Source organism: Microbacterium sp. SS28, assembly GCF_022761035.1.
Lineage (GTDB): Bacteria > Actinomycetota > Actinomycetes > Actinomycetales > Microbacteriaceae > Microbacterium.
Genome location: NZ_JAKWJP010000003.1, coordinates 285,942 through 300,568 on the forward strand (window position 1 = coordinate 285,942; position 14,627 = coordinate 300,568).

A 14,627-nucleotide genomic window follows, 5' to 3' on the forward strand; every position below is an offset into this window, starting at 1 on the left:
AAACCCCCGCACGGCCAGCCGAAACCCCCGCACGGCCAGCCGAAACCACCACAACGCGAGCCGAAACCGCCGCACGGCCGGCCGAAACCACCACACCGCGAGCCGAAACCGCTGCACCGCCAGCCGAACTGCTGCACCGCGAGCCGAAACCGCCGAACGGCCAGCCGAAGCCACCGAACCCCGAGCCGAAACCCCCGAACCGCCGGCCGAAACAGCCGCACCGCGAGCGGGCTCGGGCGCGCCGCGCAGGCGGATGGCTACGCTGAGCCGCGTGGACCCCGTCGTCGCAACACTCGTGATCCTCGTCCTCGCGATCGTCGCCTTCGTGAGCAATCGCCTGCCGCTCGGCATCGTCGCGATCGGTGTCGCGCTCGCGCTCTACTTCACGGGCGTCCTGACGCTCACCGAGGCGCTCGCGGGGTTCGGTGACCCGACAGTCCTCTTCATCGCGGCGCTCTTCGTCGTGAGCGAAGCGCTCGACGCGACGGGTGTCACGACGTGGGCGGGGCAGAAGGTCATCGCGCGCGCGGGCACGAAGCGTCGCACGCTCCTGCTCGTGATCGGCCTGCTCGTCGCGGTCGTCTCGGCGCTCATCAGCGTCAACGGCGCCGTCGCCGCCCTGCTGCCGCTCGTCGTCGTCGTGGCGACTCGAGCGAGCCTCCCGCCGTCGCAGCTGCTCATGCCGCTCGCGTTCGCCGCGAGCGCGGGATCGATGCTGCTGCTCACGGGCACACCCGTCAACATCATCGTGTCCGAGTTCGCGGTCGGCGCGGGGGAGAGAGCATTCGGCTACTTCGAGTTCGCCCTCGTCGGCATCCCTCTCGTCATCGGCACGGTGCTCATCCTGACGTTCTTCTCGCGCTTCCTCCTGCCTCAGCGCGAGAGCGCGCAGATGCCGATCGACCTGATGAGGCATGCACGGATGCTGCGCCGGCAGTATTCGCTGAGCCTCGAGACCTCGCTGCTCGTGGGCCCCGCGAATGGTGTCACCGAGGTCGTCGTGGCGCCGCGCTCGCCGCTCATCGGGTCGAAGGTGTTCCCCGGCATGACGACGCCGACGGGCGACCTCGTCGTGCTCGCCGCGCGCCGGGGCGACGCCGTGCTCAAGGGCGAGATCGTCGTCCAGGCGGGGGACGCGCTGCTCATGCAGGGGCGGTGGGACGACCTCGTCCGGCACGCCGACGAAGAAGGCGTCCTGCCCGTGCACTCGCCGCAGGAGCTGCGCCGCTTCGTGCCGCTCGGACGCGGGGCCAAGCGCACGCTCGTCATCGTCGGAGCCATGGTCGTGCTGCTCGCGACGGGGCTCGTCCCGCCCGCAGTCGCGGCGCTGCTCGCGGCCTGCGCCCTCGTCCTCAGTGGGGTCGTCAAGGTGCCGCAGGCGTACGGCTCGATCTCGTGGACGACCATCGTGCTCATCGCGGGCATGATCCCGCTGTCGACGGCCTTCACCAAGACGGGCGCCGCCGACCTCATCGCGGACGGACTGCTCTCGCTCATCGGCGACCAAGGACCCTACGTCGCCCTCGCCGTGCTGCTCCTGCTGACCCTCGTCCTGAGCCAGCTCATCAGCAACACCGCAACAGTCCTGATCGTCGCGCCCATCGCGCTGTCGATAGCAGCGACCCTGGGCGTCTCGGCGCAGCCGTTCCTCATGGCGCTCGCCGTCGTCGCCGCCGCGGCCTTCCTCACGCCCGTCGCGACGCCCGCGAACCTCATGGTCATGGATCCCGCGGGCTACCAGTTCGGCGACTACTGGAAGCTCGGCCTCCCGCTCGCGATCCTGTTCCTGCTCGTCGCGGTCTTCTACGTACCGCTCGTCTGGCCGTTCTGACCGCATCCGACAGCGGCCCCGCAGCGTTCGGGTCGCTGCGGGGCCGCCCAGGGTGGAGGGGCTTACGCCGCCGACCACCCGCCGTCGCTCGCGAGCACGACGCCGTTGACGTTCACGCCGTCATCGCTCAGGAGGAAGGTGATGGATGCCGCGAGCGCCTCCGCCTCGGCGGCGTCGGGCAGGATCGTCATCGCGAGCTGCACGCGCTCGGCGCCGAGCGGCGAGGCGAACGAGGCCTCGATGTTGGTGATGGTCGGTCCCGGGGCGACGGCGTTGACGCGGATGCCGCTCGGTCCGTACATGAAGCCGCTCGACTTCGTCAGACCCACGACGGCGTGCTTCGAGGCCGTGTAGGCGGCACCGGCGGCCGAGCCGCGGAGGGCCGCTTCGGACGCCGTGTTGACGATCGAGCCGAAGCCCTGCTCGAGCATGCCGGGGATGACGGCGCGCATCATCTTCATCGTGCCGGTCACGTTGACGCGCATGACGCGCTCCCAGACGGCGTCCGACAGCTCGCCGACGGGCGTCATGTCGTCCATGATTCCGGCGATGTTCGCGAGGCAGTCGATCGTGCCGCCGGCCGCCTCGACGATGCGCGCGACGCCGGCGTCGTCGGTGATGTCGGCGGTGAGCGCGACGATCTCGGCGCCCGCGTGCTCGGCGACGAACTCGTCGAGGCGCTCCTGGCTCACGTCGACGGCGACGACGCGTCCGCCCTCGCGGGCGACGCGCGAAGCCGTGGCGCGGCCGATGCCCGAACCGGCTCCCGTCACGACGACGGTCTTGCCCGTGAAGCGGCCGCCGTCGATGCGCTCGGTCCACTCGCGGGGCGCGGGGCGCGCGGCCTCCGCGGCAGGCGCAGGTGCGGCAGTCGCTGCCGGGGCCCCTGCGGGCACGGCGCCTGAAGCGGCGTTGCGCACGAGGTCGTCGAGCATCTCCTGCGTGAAGGCGCCGCGGCTCAGCTTGACGAGGCGCTTGAGGGCGAGGCGGCGGACGGGCTTGAACACGTCGGGCGTCTGACCGCCCTGCGCGAGCATCTCGGTGAGGATCGCGTTGCCGGCCGGGTCGGCGAGCCAGTCGGCGATCGAGGTGTCTCCCGTGAGGGAGCGTGAAGCGTCAATGGTCATTCCGGGTCCTTCCGTCGTTACCGGACAGCTTTGTCCGGTAATAGTGTATTCCCGTGCCGACTCCTTCGGAGACCGCGTCCCGCGCCAACCGCGGTCCTGCAGCTGGTCCCTCCAATCGCCGAGCCCTCATCGCCGCCGCGCGCGAGGTGTACGCCGAAGCGGGGCTCAGTGCGCCCTTCAGCCAGGTCGCCAAGCGCGCCGGCGTCGGACAGGGCAGCCTCTACCGGCATTTCCCCGACCGTACGGCGCTCGCCCTCGCGGTCTTCGACGACAACATCCTCGAGCTCGAGGCCTTCGCCGCCGAGCCCGACCGCACGATCGAAGACCTCCTCGACCTCGTCGCCGACCAGGCGGTCGTCTCGACCGCCTTCATCGAACTGCTCACGTCCGGCCCCGGTGAGCCGCGCGTCGTGCCGCTCGGGCTGCGCTTCCGCGAGGTCGTGGCGCGACTCGTCGACCGGCAGCACGCGGCCGGGCGTGCGGCATCCGTCGAAATCGAAGACGTCCTGCTCGCGACCGAGATGCTCGCGTTCGTGATCGCGCGCACACCGAGGGAGGGGAGAGCGGATGCCGCGTCCCGCGCGCGCCGCCTCCTGCGCGCCGCCTTCGAGGCCACTTCACGCAGCTGAGAACCGCGCGCTGCATCCCGATGGTCGCGCGACGGGTTACCGTTGTCTGTCTCGGGGAAGGATCACGATGGGGCGATTCATTTACAGCGGCGGCGACTCGGTCGATATCGAGGACCGCACGCTCGCGCATCTGCGCATCGTCGTCATGAACAAGCTGCGCCGCTCGGAGGCCTTCATGTTCGACGTCGAGATCGGCGACGGCAGCGGCCGGCGCAGCTTCTGGATCAATCCGTCCGTCGCGCTGCAGTTCCACTTCTTCGGGAGTCGTCAGCCCCGCATCAACCGCGCCTGGGTCGAGGACCTCATGCAGGTCGCGAGCGGCCCCAGCGGGCTCACGCTCGTGCCTGAGCCGCCCGAGGAGCAGGCGCCCGAGACCGACTGACCGCGACTGCGACAGCGACAGACGAGGACGAGCTCAGTCCTCGTGGACTTCGACGACCTGCGGCGCGTTGTCGGAGACGTCGATGGGCCCGGTGTCGAAGTGCTCGGCGACGAGCGTGATGCCGCCTGACGAGTTCGCCGAGTTCGCGAGCTCTTCGATCCAGATCCTGTTGAGCTCGGTCGGGTCGGGATCGTCGAAGACGAACCGCAGCGGGATCGAGGGATTGAGCCACAGGGTGCTGCGTCCGCGAGGCTGGTCGTCGGGATGCTGCCAGGAGACTGTGAAGCTCTCGCCGCGGCGGAGCTTCGTCGCGATCACGACCTTCAGGTGCGCGAGCGCTCGGTCCTCGATGTGGATGGGAGTGGCCGAGCCCCCGTAGTAGATCGTCCCCATGTGATCACCTTAAGCCCGCTCATCGCGCCGCGCGCTCAAGATTGGCGACGAGTTCGTCGCGATCCTGACGCACGACATAAGCCGGCTGATCGCGCTCCACGCGCCAGCTCTCGCCGAGCGGTCCGATGTCGACGGTGTCGAAGCCGAAGGAGTCGTACAGCTCGGTCACGAGGGCGGATGCCTCGGGGAAATCGCTCGCGGTGGCGAGTGCGCGACGACCGGGGGTGCCCGGGGTTGCGCCGTCCGTGTTGATCTGCGCGGCCATGATGTGGTTGAAGGCCTTCGCGACCTTGGAGCCGGGCAGGTGCTCCTGCAGGAGCCCGCTCGTCGTCGCGCGCTTCTCGTCGAGCTCGGCGATGCGGCCGTCGCGCTCCCAGTAGTAGTTGTTCGTGTCGAGCACGATCTTCCCCGCGAGCGGTTCGGCGGGGATGTCGCGATACGCCTTGAGGGGCACGGTCACGACGACCCACTCTCCGGCGTTCGCGGCGTCGCGGGTCGTCGCGGCTCTGGCGTTCTCGCCGAGCTCGCTCACGAGACCCGAGAGCGTCTCGGGCCCCCGCGAGTTGGCGATGACGACGTCGTAGCCGCGGGCGACGAGCCCGCGTGCGACAGCTGATCCGATGTGTCCTGCGCCGATGATTCCCACTGTGGGCATGTCGGGGTGGAACGCGCCCCCGGCATCCGTATTCCTCGATGTCGGCGCGAGTCGGTCAGAGCCGTGACCAGGCCTCTGTCAGAACGCCCCGCAGGATCTGCTCGATCTCGTCGAACTCGGCGGGCCCGGTCGTGAGGGGCGGTGCGAGCTGGATGACGGGATCGCCGCGGTCGTCGGCGCGGCAGTACAGGCCCGCGTCGTAGAGCGCCTTGGAGAGGAAGCCCCGCAGGAGCCGCTCCGACTCATCGTCGTCGAAGGTCTCGCGCGTCGCCTTGTCCTTGACGAGCTCGATGCCGAAGAAGTACCCGTCGCCGCGCACGTCGCCGACGATCGGGAGGTCGTTCAGCCGCTCGAGCGTCGAGCGGAAGATCGGCGAGTTCTCGCGCACGCGCTCGTTGAGCCCCTCCTCCTCGAAGATGTCGAGGTTCTCGAGGGCGACGGCGGCGGAGACGGGATGCCCCGCGAACGTGTAGCCGTGCGGGAAGCTCGTCTGCCCGTGTGCGAACGGCTCGTGGACGCGGTCGCTCACGATCGTCGCGCCCAAGGGGGAGTAGCCGCTCGTCATGGCCTTGGCGCACGTGATCATGTCGGGGATGTAGCCGTAGGCGTCGCACGCGAACCACTCGCCGATCCGTCCGAAGGCGCAGATGACCTCGTCGCTCACGAGCAGGACGTCGTGCCGATCGCAGATCTCGCGCACGCGCTGGAAGTAGCCGGGCGGCGGGGGGAAGCATCCGCCCGAGTTCTGCACCGGCTCGAGGAAGACCGCCGCGACGGTGTCGGCCCCTTCGAAGAGGATCATCTCCTCGATGCGGTCGGCAGCCCAGCGGCCGAACTCCTCGGGCGTCCCGCGGAAGCCCATCTCGTCAGCTCGGTAGAAGTTGGTGTTCGGCACGCGGAAGCCGCCCGGGGTGACGGGCTCGAACATCGACTTCATGCCCGGCAGCCCCGTGATCGCGAGGGCGCCCTGCGGCGTGCCGTGGTAGGCGATCGCGCGCGAGATGACCTTGTGCTTCGTGGGCTTGCCCATGAGCTTCCAGTACTGCTTCGCGAGCTTGAACGCCGTCTCGACGGCTTCGCCGCCGCCCGTCGAGTAGAACACCCGGTTGAGATCGCCCGGCGCGTATGACGCGAGGCGCTCGGCGAGCTCGATCGCGGAGGGGTGCGCGTACGACCAGATCGGGAAGAACGCGAGCTGCTCGGCCTGGCGCGCCGCCGCCTCCGCGAGGCGCCGGCGGCCGTGGCCCGCGTTCACCACGAACAGGCCCGAGAGCCCGTCGATGTAGCGCTTGCCCGCGGCATCCCAGATGTGATGTCCCTCGCCGCGCACGATGATCGGCACGCCGTCGCCCTCGGTCATGGTCGACTGCCGCGCGAAGTGCATCCAGAGGTGGTCGCGGGCCTTCTGCTGCAGCGCCTGCTCGTCGGTGCGGACCGTGCGGTCGATCGTCGACATGGAACCCCCTCGTATCGGTGGGCCCACGGTACCGCCGCTCGGGGCCGCGCGCACGGACGGCCGGCGGGCGCCACAGGAAGCGCCCGCCGCCCGTCGCGAGCTCAGCTCCGTGCGGCCGTGGCGACCGCGACGGCGACGGTCCTTCCGTCGGCCGCTGTCACCTCGTGCACCGGACCCGTCAATCGCGTCGTCGTCGTCGTCTCGCGATCCTCGCAGGACCCGCCGACCCAGAACTCGATGTCTCCGGGCTCGACGACGCGGACGCCGCGGCGATCCGCGAAGGCGAGACGAGCGGACGGCACGACGAACCCGACCACGGTGCGCTCACCCGGCTCGAGCGCGACCCTCGCGTAGCCGACGAGCTGCGCGACGGGGCGCGTCACACTCGCATAGACATCACGCGCGTACAGCTGCACGACATCGACTCCCGCGCGCGTGCCCGTGTTCGCGACATCCACGACGATCGTGAGGTCGGCGTCTGTGCTCGATTCGGCGGGGGCCGTCACGCCGGAGTGCCGGAAGGTCGTGTAGGTCAGGCCGAATCCGAACGGAAGAGCAGGGGTGCTGTCGGCGCTCGTGATCTCGGAGGGGCCGCCGAGGACGGGATGCAGGTACGAATAGGGCTGCGCCCCCGCGGAGCGGGGCAGAGAGACGGGGAGTCGTCCTGACGGAGACGTGCGCCCCGTCAGGATGCCGGCGATCGCGTCGCCGCCCTCTTCGCCGGGGAAGAACGCCTGAACCAGTGCGCTCGGCCCGTCCAGTGCCCAGCCGATGGCGTAGGGCCGACCCGAGAGCACGACCACGATGGTCGGCACGCCGGACGCGACGACCTCCTCGACCAGCCGACGCTGGACCCCCGGCAGCTCGAGGTCTTCCACGTCGTTGCCCTCGCCGACCGTCCCACGGCCGAACAGCCCGGCCCGATCGCCCACGACGACGAGGGCGACGTCGGCGTCGCGCGCCGCCGCGACGGCATCCGGGATGCCGCTCACGTCGTCTCCGCTCACATCGCAGCCGGGCACGACGACGAGCGCGGCTTCCGGCAGCTCGAGCCGCAGCGCATCGACCAGGCTGGGCAGCTCGAGTCCCAACGGCACATCCGGGTGGTGAGCGAGGACGTGGTTCACGAACGAATAGCAGCCCATGAGCGCCTCGGCGGAGTCGGCGTTGGGGCCGATCACCGCGACCCGCCGGAGCCGCTCGGGATCCAGCGGGAGGATGCCGTCGTTCGAGAGCAGCATGATCGACTCGCTCGCGAGCCGGCGGGCGAGATCGCGGTGCGCGGGCGTGTCCAGATCGATCTCGGTGGGCGGCTCGGCGAACGTCTCGTCGAAGAGACCGAGCTCCTCCTTCTCGGTGAGCACGCGCAGCACGGCACGGTCGATCAGCGCTTCATCGACGCGCCCGTCGCGGACGGCGGCGGCGAGCGGCGCGGCGAACGCGTCGCCCGTCGGAAGCTCGACGTCGATGCCGGCGGCCAGCGCGAGCGCGGCCGCTTCTCCCAGATCCTCGGCGACGCGGTGCATCGTGTGCAGGAAGGCGACCGAGAAGTAGTCCGACACGACGACGCCGTCGAAGCCCCACTTCTCCCGCAGGAGGTCGGTGAGCAGGTCGGCCGATGCCGCGACCGGGATGCCGTCGACGTCCGCGTAGGAGTTCATCACGGAGCGGACGCCGCCGTCGCGCACGGCCATCTCGAACGGCGGGAGCAGCACGTCGGCGAGTTCACGAGGTCCGGCGTGCACGGGGGCGTGGTTGCGGCCGGCCTGCGACGCCGAGTACCCCACGAAGTGCTTGAGGGTCGCGTGGATGCCGGCATCCTGCAGCCCCCGCACATACGCGGTGCCGATCGTGCCGACGACGTACGGATCCTCGGCGATGCACTCGTCCACGCGTCCCCAGCGGGGATCCCGGATGACGTCGAGCACGGGTGCGAGTCCCTGATGGATGCCGAGCTGCCGCATCGAGCCGCCGATGAGACGACCCATCTCCTCGACGAGCGCGGGGTCGAACGACGCGCCCCAGGCGAGCGGGGTCGGGAAGGTCGCGGCCTTCCACGCCGCGAGGCCCGTGAGGCATTCCTCGTGCACGATGGCGGGGATGCCGAGTCTCGTCTGCTCGCGCAGCCGCCGCTGCTCGGCCCACAGCCACGCCGCGCGCTCGACGGGATCGACCGGTCGGGTGCCGTAGACGCGGGTCAGGTGGCCGATGCCGTGGGCGGCGGCTTCCTCGTACTTCGTCGAGGTCGCCATCTCGCCCGCCATCGGCGCGACGAGCTCGTCGCCCTGGTCGACCCAGTATCCGACCAGCTGACCGAGCTTCTCCTCGAGGGTCATCCTGGCGTGCAGGGACTGCACCCGCCCGGATACGGGCGGAAGTCGAACGTCGCTCATCCCTTGACCGCTCCCGTGAGGCCGCCGACGATCCGTCGTTCGAACAGGCTGAAGAAGGCGAGCGCCGGGATCATCGAGAGCGAGGTGAACGCGAGGACCTTCGCCGTGTCGACGGAGTACTGCGACGAGAAGGCCTGCACGCCCAGCGGCAGGGTGAAGTTCGCATTGTCGTTCAGGAGGAACAGCGGCAGGAGGTAGCTGTTCCAGCTGCCGATGAAGGCGAGGATGCCGACCGTGATGACTCCCGGAACGGCCAGGGGAAGCACCATCCGCCAGAAGAAGCCCAGACGGCTGCAGCCGTCGATGAACGCGGCCTCTTCGATCTCGTCGGGGATCGCGCGGAGGAACGGCACCAGGATGATGATCGTCGTCGGCAGCGCGAAAGCGATCTGCGGCAGGATGACGCCCCCGAGGGAGTTGATGAGCCCGAGGTCCCGCACGACGATGTAGAGGGGCGTGATGGCGACCGTGATCGGGAACATGAGCCCGGCCGCGAAGAGCGCGTACATCGCGCCCCGGCCGCGGAACCGGTATCGCGCGAGCACGTAGCTCGCCATGAGGCCCAGCGCGATGACGCCCGCGGTCGTGGCGACTCCGACGATGGTGGAGTTGAGCACGAGCTGCCAGAAGACGCCGCCGGTCAGGACGTCGAGGTAGTTCGTCCAGATCCACGGGTCCGGCAGGCCGCCGGGGTCTGTGGTGATCTGGGAGTTCGTGCGGAACCCGCCGAGGACGATGTACAGGACGGGCCCGATCATCAGTGCGATCACGACGAGCGCGACGAACCACACGGCCGGCGTGGCGCGCCGCATGCGCTGGCGTCGGGGCGGCGGCAACTCGATCGTCGCCAGTGCGGCGGTGGTCATTCTGCGTTCCTTTCGGTGAGCGCGCCGGCGGTGTCGCGCCGCAGCACGAAGCGCTGGTAGATGAGGGCGACGACGAGCGAGATGACGAAGATGACGACGGCGACCGCGTTGCCGTAGCCGAAGTTGCCGGCGTTGCGGCCGTTGGCCACCATGTAGGTCGCCATCGTGGAGGTGCCCGCCACGGGAGCGACGTACTGCCCCCAGATGATGTACACGAGGTCGAAGAGCTGCAGGGCGCCGATGATCGACAGGAATGCCCAGATGCGCAGAGTCGGCCCGAGCAGCGGAATCGTGATGCGGCGCTGGATCTGCCAGTAGGTGGCGCCGTCGATGGCGGCCGCCTCGTAGAGCTCATCGGGGATGCTCTGAAGCCCTGCGAGGAAGAGGATGACGGCGAACCCGACGTACTTCCAGGTGAGGATCGCGACGAGCGTCCAGATGGCGATGTTCGGGTCGGCGAGCCAGTCGTGGGCGAGCCCGGTCATGCCCCACTTCTCCAGCACGCCGTTCAGACCCCCGTTGGTCGCCAGGAGCAGGCTGAATCCGGTGCCCACGACGACCTCGGCGATGACGTAGGGGACGAAGATGAGCACGCGGATGACGGACTGGCCGCGCATCTTGCGGTTGAGCAGGAGCGCCAGGAGCAGCGCGATGGGGCCCTGGATGAGGAGCGAGGTCACGACGATGAACGCGTTGTGACCGAGCGCTTCCTGGAAGTCCGGGTCGGTGAGGATCGTGACGTAGTTCTTCAGGCCGATGAAGTCGGTCGCCGGCCCGTAGCCGTGCCAGTTGAAGAAGCCGTAGTACGCCGCCAAGATCACGGGGAAGATGACGAACCCGATGAAGACGAGCATCGCCGGGCCGGCCAGGATCGCTATCTCCAGACGGCCCTTCCAGCTGGTTCCTCGGGGACGGCGGCGCCGCGATGCCGAGGGCGGCGGTGTGACGCCGCCGCCCCCGGAACGCTGCGCGAGATCCGTTTCCGGGCGATCGTCCGTCTTCGGTGTCTCGCTTGTCTGCATGAGAGGTCTTCCTAGCCCTTCGCCCCGGCCTTGTTGGCCTCGTCGATCATCTGCTGCGGCGTGCTCTGCCCGGCGAGCATCGAGACGACGGCGACGTTGAGCGCGTTGCCGACGTTCTGCCCGAGGACGGTGTCGAGCCACTGCGAGACGAACGGAGCCTGGTTGTAGGCCTCGAGGATCTGCTTGAGGTAGGGCTCCTCCACGGCTGACTGAGCCTGGGAGTTGACCGGCGGGGAGTTGAACGCCTTGTAATAGGCGGTCTGCTGAGCGTCCGACCCGATGAAGTTGAGGAAGTCGACGCACTCCTTGGGCGCCTTCGCGGAGCACGAGTAGCCGTCCACGCCGCCCATGATGGAGCCGGGCTCGCCCTTGCCGCCCGAGACCTCGGGGAAGGGGTACCAGGCCAGGTCGGCAAGAGGCTTCTGGTCGGGCGTCAGCGATGCGATCACACCCGGGTCCCACGCGCCCATGAGCTCGCCGCCCGCCTGGTGGTTGGCGACGAGGCCGGCCGAGCTGCCCGCGCCCTGCTGGGCCGAGGTGGTCAGGAAGCCTTCGTTGAACGGATCGGTGGCCGCGAACTCTTCGAGGTCTTCGGCCGCCTTGAGCCAGCAGGGGTCGCTGAAGTCCTTCGAGTCGCCCGTCTCCTCCATCGTCTTGGGAGCGCACTCGCGCAGGGCGAACCAGTAGAACCAGTGCGCCGCGGGCCAGGCGTCCTTCGCGCCGAGCGCGAGGGGGGCGACACCGGTCGCCTTCAGCTTGTCGTTCGCCGCGACGAGCTCGTCGATCGTCGTGGGGGTCTCGGTGACGCCGGCCGCGGTGTAGAGGTCCTGGCTGTAGAAGATGCCTCCGGGGAGAACCGACAGCGGCATGGCCCAGACCTTGTCCTGGTAGGTCTCAGCCTTGAACGAGCCCTCCGAGATGTTGTCCTTGGCCTCTCCCTCGATCTTCCCGGTGAGGTCCATGAGCTGGCCGGCCTGCACCATCGCGGCCATCTTGCCGCCGCCTCGCTGCAGGAAGATGTCCGGCGGGTCGCCCGCGTTGAGGGACGTCTGCAGCTTTCCGTCCATGTCTTCGTTCTGGATGGACTGCATCTTGATCGTGACGTTGGGGTTCTCGTCCTCGAAGGCCGCGATCGCGTCCTTCCAGAACTGCTGACCCGGCCCGGTCGTGGAGTTCTGCCAGAGCGACATCTCGACGTTGCCGTCGCCGCTGTCGCTGGAGCCGCCGGCGCTGCAGCCGGCGAGCGCGAGTGCGCCGACGACAAGTGCGGCGGACCCTGCCAGGATCCTGTTGCGCATCATGTGATTCCCGTTCTCTTCCTTGAGGACACCCCTGCTCCGGGGCGTGGTGGCAGCGCGGTCGGGACCGCGCCTGCTCGGCGTGCCAACCGAGCGGGATAAGTCTCAGTTCGCAACAAATGCCTGTCAAACGTTTTCGAAAACGGTTTCCAACCCGTTATGCTTTCGAGATCATGGACCGTCGACCCACCATCATGGATGTCGCCGCCGCGGCGGGAGTCTCGGTCGCGACGGTCTCGAAAGCGGTCAACGGCCGCTACGGGGTGGCCAGCCACACCGTCGATCATGTGCTCGCCGTCGTCGCCGAGCTCGGCTATGAGTCGAGCCTGATCGCGAGCAGCATGCGCTCCCGCCGCACAGGCGTCATCGGGGTGCTCGTCGCGGATTTCGAGCCGTTCAGCGCCGAGATCCTGAAGGGCGTGGGCGAGGCGCTCCGCGACTCCGCGTACGACCTTCTCGCCTACTCGGGTTCACGTGGCGCCGCCGAGGGCTGGGAGCGCCGCTCTCTCTCCCGGTTGAGCGGCACGCTCATCGACGGCGCGATCATCGTCACGCCGACGGTCGTCAACGTCGGCACCGAAGTCCCGGTCGTCGCGATCGACCCGCACACCGGTCCCGCCGATCTGCCGACCGTGGAGTGCGACAGCTTCGGCGGTGCGATCCAGGCGACGAGGTACCTCACCGAGTTGGGCCACACCCGCATCGGGTTCATCGCGGGCAGGCCGGATCTGCGCTCATCGATCGCCCGCGATGCGGGGCACCGCAGAGCGCTGGCAGACGCGGGAATCGCCGTCGATCCCCGGCTCGTGGCGACGGGGAGCTACCGCCAGGACGCCGTGCGCGTCGCGGCACTTGAAATGCTCAGACGCCCCGATCGGCCCACCGCGATCTTCGGAGCCAACGACACCACGGCGCTGGAGATCGTCAAGGTGGCGGCCGAGCTCGGACTCGACGTTCCGCGCGACCTCTCGGTCATCGGGTTCGATGACGTGCCGGAGGCATCCAAAGCGGCCCCCGCCCTGTCGACGGTGCGTCAGCCGATGCACACACTCGGCGCCGAAGCGGCGGGGATGCTCCTCGCGCTCATGAGGGGTGAGACTCCGAAGGTCACGCACCTCAAGCTGCCGACCCGTCTCGTTGCGCGGGCGACGACGGCTCCGCCTCTCTGAGGAAGGTCGACGACCGGCTCAGCGCGCGGTGAAGCCGGCGGGATCGCCCAGGAGGTCGGCGAGCGCTGCTTCCGCAGCGCCGATGAGCAGGCGGTCCTCGCCGAGAGCGGCGGGCCTGATCTCGAGGTCTTCGCCGTTGGCGGCCATCGTCTGTGCCGCGACCGCAGCCCGGAAGCCCTCCAGGTCGTGGGCGGCGAGCATCCCGAGGAAACCGCCGAGCACGACGACGGCCGGATTGAGCACGTTGACGGCATTGGCGAGCGCGGTCGAGAGGATGCGTCGCTGGCGGGCGATCTCTTCGAGCACGTCTGTCGCGCCCGTCGTGCGCAGCAGTTCGGCGAGCGTCGGCTCGTCGGCATTGCTCCGGCCCAGGGCGGCGAGGAGCCGCGCACGGCTCACTTCGTCCTCGAGCACGCCTTCGCCTGCTCGACGATCGGCGCCGGATGCGATTCCCGGCCGGTTCTGGCCGAATTCGCCGGAGTAGCCGGAGGCGCCCGCCACCGGCATCCCGTGCACGATGAGGCCACCGCCGATGCCGCTCGCGCCGCCGTTGAGGTAGACGACGTGATCGATGCCCTTCGCCGCGCCGAAGAGGTGCTCGGCGACGACTCCCATCGCGGCGTCGTTGCCGATGACCGTCGGCAGGCCCGTCGCTTCGACGACGAGTTCGCGCAGAGCGATGTCGCTCCATCTCAGATGCGGAGCGTCGCGCACCAGTCCGTCGGATGCGCGGACGAGACCCGGCACCGCGATGCCGACTCCCGTGATGGCGGCGTCGGCGAGGTCCTCGCCGCGCCACGCTTCCATCCGCTCGGCGATCAGCTCGGCGGTGCGCTCGGGGGTGAGCAGTCCCGACATCTCGATGCGCTCTCGCCGTCGCACGGTGCGGTCGAGACCCACGGCGCCGATCGTGAGGGCGTCGACCTCGGGGTTGACCGCGATCGCGACGACTGCGGGGTGTGCACTCACGAGCGGCGAGGGGCGGCCGACGCGCCGACTGGGGTCGGGAACGTGCTCCTCGACGAGGCCGAGCGCGACGAGATCGCCGACGAGGTCGGCGATCGTCGACCGGTTCAGCCCCGTCGCGAGCGTGAGTGTCGCACGCGAGACCGGTCCGTCGAGGTGCGCGAGGCGCAGCAGTCGCGACAGGTTCGCCTGTCGACTGCCCACCTGCTCGTTCATGCCTTCACCCTAAGGGTGTCCCTGCGCGGGGCCGCCGAAGGAGAAGGGCACGCGCCCAGCGTACGTTGCGTTCGACAACAATTCGGGAGGCGCGTCGGGCGGGGCGCCCGTGCCGTCGCGCACAACGGGGCGCGCGAGATGTCCATCCGCAGCCCCTCCGGGCGGACTCCTTCGGCGAAGAAGTCGTCACCGTGATGATCGTCCTTGTCGCGACCAGGCGGGCT

The 14,627-nt window shown here is 69.4% G+C and carries 13 protein-coding genes; 4 read left to right on the forward strand and 9 right to left on the reverse strand.

All coding sequences use genetic code 11. The annotated features are described in order from the left end of the window. Positions 1–271: 271 nt before the first annotated feature. Positions 272–1,831 (forward strand): SLC13 family permease, encoded by a 1,560-nt coding sequence (locus MJ607_RS10470; protein WP_243075537.1) that lies wholly within the window; start codon positions 272–274, stop codon positions 1,829–1,831. A gap of 62 nt (positions 1,832–1,893) precedes the next feature. Here MJ607_RS10470 and MJ607_RS10475 read toward each other — a convergent pair whose 3' ends face one another. Next, on the reverse strand, positions 1,894–2,958 hold the full coding sequence (locus MJ607_RS10475; RefSeq protein ID WP_243075538.1) for an SDR family NAD(P)-dependent oxidoreductase: 1,065 nt from the start codon (positions 2,956–2,958) through the stop codon (positions 1,894–1,896). A 53-nt stretch (positions 2,959–3,011) separates the two neighbouring features. On the opposite strand from MJ607_RS10475, the gene MJ607_RS10480 reads away from it, so the two are divergent. Both MJ607_RS10480 and MJ607_RS10485 read left to right on the forward strand, forming a co-directional pair. Then, complete coding sequence (locus MJ607_RS10480) at positions 3,012–3,587, forward strand: TetR/AcrR family transcriptional regulator (protein ID WP_243075539.1); 576 nt, start codon at positions 3,012–3,014, stop codon at positions 3,585–3,587. Positions 3,588–3,654: 67 nt separating this feature from the next. Continuing rightward, positions 3,655–3,969, forward strand: a complete 315-nt coding sequence (locus MJ607_RS10485) for an ATP-dependent DNA ligase (protein ID WP_243075540.1) — start codon at positions 3,655–3,657, stop codon at positions 3,967–3,969. A gap of 33 nt (positions 3,970–4,002) precedes the next feature. Here the strand turns inward: MJ607_RS10485 and MJ607_RS10490 are convergent, their stop codons facing one another. The 7 genes from MJ607_RS10490 to MJ607_RS10520 all read right to left on the reverse strand — a co-directional run bounded on the left by MJ607_RS10490 (position 4,003) and on the right by MJ607_RS10520 (position 12,055). After that, entirely contained in the window at positions 4,003–4,362 is a 360-nt protein-coding gene (locus MJ607_RS10490; RefSeq protein ID WP_243075541.1) for a hypothetical protein, read from the reverse strand. 19 nt (positions 4,363–4,381) lie between these two features. Then, the gene (locus MJ607_RS10495) at positions 4,382–5,017 is read right to left on the reverse strand and encodes an NADPH-dependent F420 reductase (protein WP_243075542.1); all 636 of its coding nucleotides are present in this window, start codon (positions 5,015–5,017) and stop codon (positions 4,382–4,384) included. 55 nt (positions 5,018–5,072) lie between these two features. Continuing rightward, positions 5,073–6,473 (reverse strand): aspartate aminotransferase family protein, encoded by a 1,401-nt coding sequence (locus MJ607_RS10500; protein WP_243075543.1) that lies wholly within the window; start codon positions 6,471–6,473, stop codon positions 5,073–5,075. A gap of 101 nt (positions 6,474–6,574) precedes the next feature. After that, complete coding sequence (locus MJ607_RS10505; RefSeq protein WP_243075544.1) at positions 6,575–8,866, reverse strand: glycoside hydrolase family 3 N-terminal domain-containing protein; 2,292 nt, start codon at positions 8,864–8,866, stop codon at positions 6,575–6,577. Continuing rightward, entirely contained in the window at positions 8,863–9,678 is an 816-nt protein-coding gene (locus tag MJ607_RS10510; protein WP_243075770.1) for a carbohydrate ABC transporter permease, read from the reverse strand. Before MJ607_RS10510 ends, MJ607_RS10505 begins: the two co-directional genes overlap by 4 nt. Positions 9,679–9,728: 50 nt before the next feature. Next, positions 9,729–10,754, reverse strand: coding sequence for a carbohydrate ABC transporter permease (locus MJ607_RS10515; RefSeq protein ID WP_243075545.1), 1,026 nt, complete (start codon positions 10,752–10,754; stop codon positions 9,729–9,731). 11 nt (positions 10,755–10,765) lie between these two features. After that, entirely contained in the window at positions 10,766–12,055 is a 1,290-nt protein-coding gene (locus tag MJ607_RS10520; protein ID WP_243075546.1) for an ABC transporter substrate-binding protein, read from the reverse strand. A 170-nt stretch (positions 12,056–12,225) separates the two neighbouring features. On the opposite strand from MJ607_RS10520, the gene MJ607_RS10525 reads away from it, so the two are divergent. Continuing rightward, positions 12,226–13,221, forward strand: a complete 996-nt coding sequence (locus tag MJ607_RS10525; protein WP_243075547.1) for a LacI family DNA-binding transcriptional regulator — start codon at positions 12,226–12,228, stop codon at positions 13,219–13,221. A gap of 18 nt (positions 13,222–13,239) precedes the next feature. Here the strand turns inward: MJ607_RS10525 and MJ607_RS10530 are convergent, their stop codons facing one another. Continuing rightward, the gene (locus MJ607_RS10530; RefSeq protein WP_243075548.1) at positions 13,240–14,403 is read right to left on the reverse strand and encodes an ROK family protein; all 1,164 of its coding nucleotides are present in this window, start codon (positions 14,401–14,403) and stop codon (positions 13,240–13,242) included. Positions 14,404–14,627: the final 224 nt, after the last annotated feature.

What these genes read in the sequence shown, in the direction of transcription:
- MJ607_RS10515 (WP_243075545.1), bottom strand. Translation starts at nt 10,754, where the DNA reads ATGCAGACAAGCGAGACACCGAAGACGGACGATCGCCCGGAAACGGAT.
- MJ607_RS10505 (WP_243075544.1), bottom strand. Translation starts at nt 8,866, where the DNA reads ATGAGCGACGTTCGACTTCCGCCCGTATCCGGGCGGGTGCAGTCCCTG.
- MJ607_RS10490 (WP_243075541.1), bottom strand. Translation starts at nt 4,362, where the DNA reads ATGGGGACGATCTACTACGGGGGCTCGGCCACTCCCATCCACATCGAG.
- MJ607_RS10530 (WP_243075548.1), bottom strand. Translation starts at nt 14,403, where the DNA reads ATGAACGAGCAGGTGGGCAGTCGACAGGCGAACCTGTCGCGACTGCTG.
- MJ607_RS10510 (WP_243075770.1), bottom strand. Translation starts at nt 9,678, where the DNA reads ATGCGGCGCGCCACGCCGGCCGTGTGGTTCGTCGCGCTCGTCGTGATC.
- MJ607_RS10475 (WP_243075538.1), bottom strand. Translation starts at nt 2,958, where the DNA reads ATGACCATTGACGCTTCACGCTCCCTCACGGGAGACACCTCGATCGCC.
- MJ607_RS10485 (WP_243075540.1), top strand. Translation starts at nt 3,655, where the DNA reads ATGGGGCGATTCATTTACAGCGGCGGCGACTCGGTCGATATCGAGGAC.
- MJ607_RS10520 (WP_243075546.1), bottom strand. Translation starts at nt 12,055, where the DNA reads ATGATGCGCAACAGGATCCTGGCAGGGTCCGCCGCACTTGTCGTCGGC.
- MJ607_RS10525 (WP_243075547.1), top strand. Translation starts at nt 12,226, where the DNA reads ATGGACCGTCGACCCACCATCATGGATGTCGCCGCCGCGGCGGGAGTC.
- MJ607_RS10500 (WP_243075543.1), bottom strand. Translation starts at nt 6,473, where the DNA reads ATGTCGACGATCGACCGCACGGTCCGCACCGACGAGCAGGCGCTGCAG.
- MJ607_RS10495 (WP_243075542.1), bottom strand. Translation starts at nt 5,017, where the DNA reads ATGCCCACAGTGGGAATCATCGGCGCAGGACACATCGGATCAGCTGTC.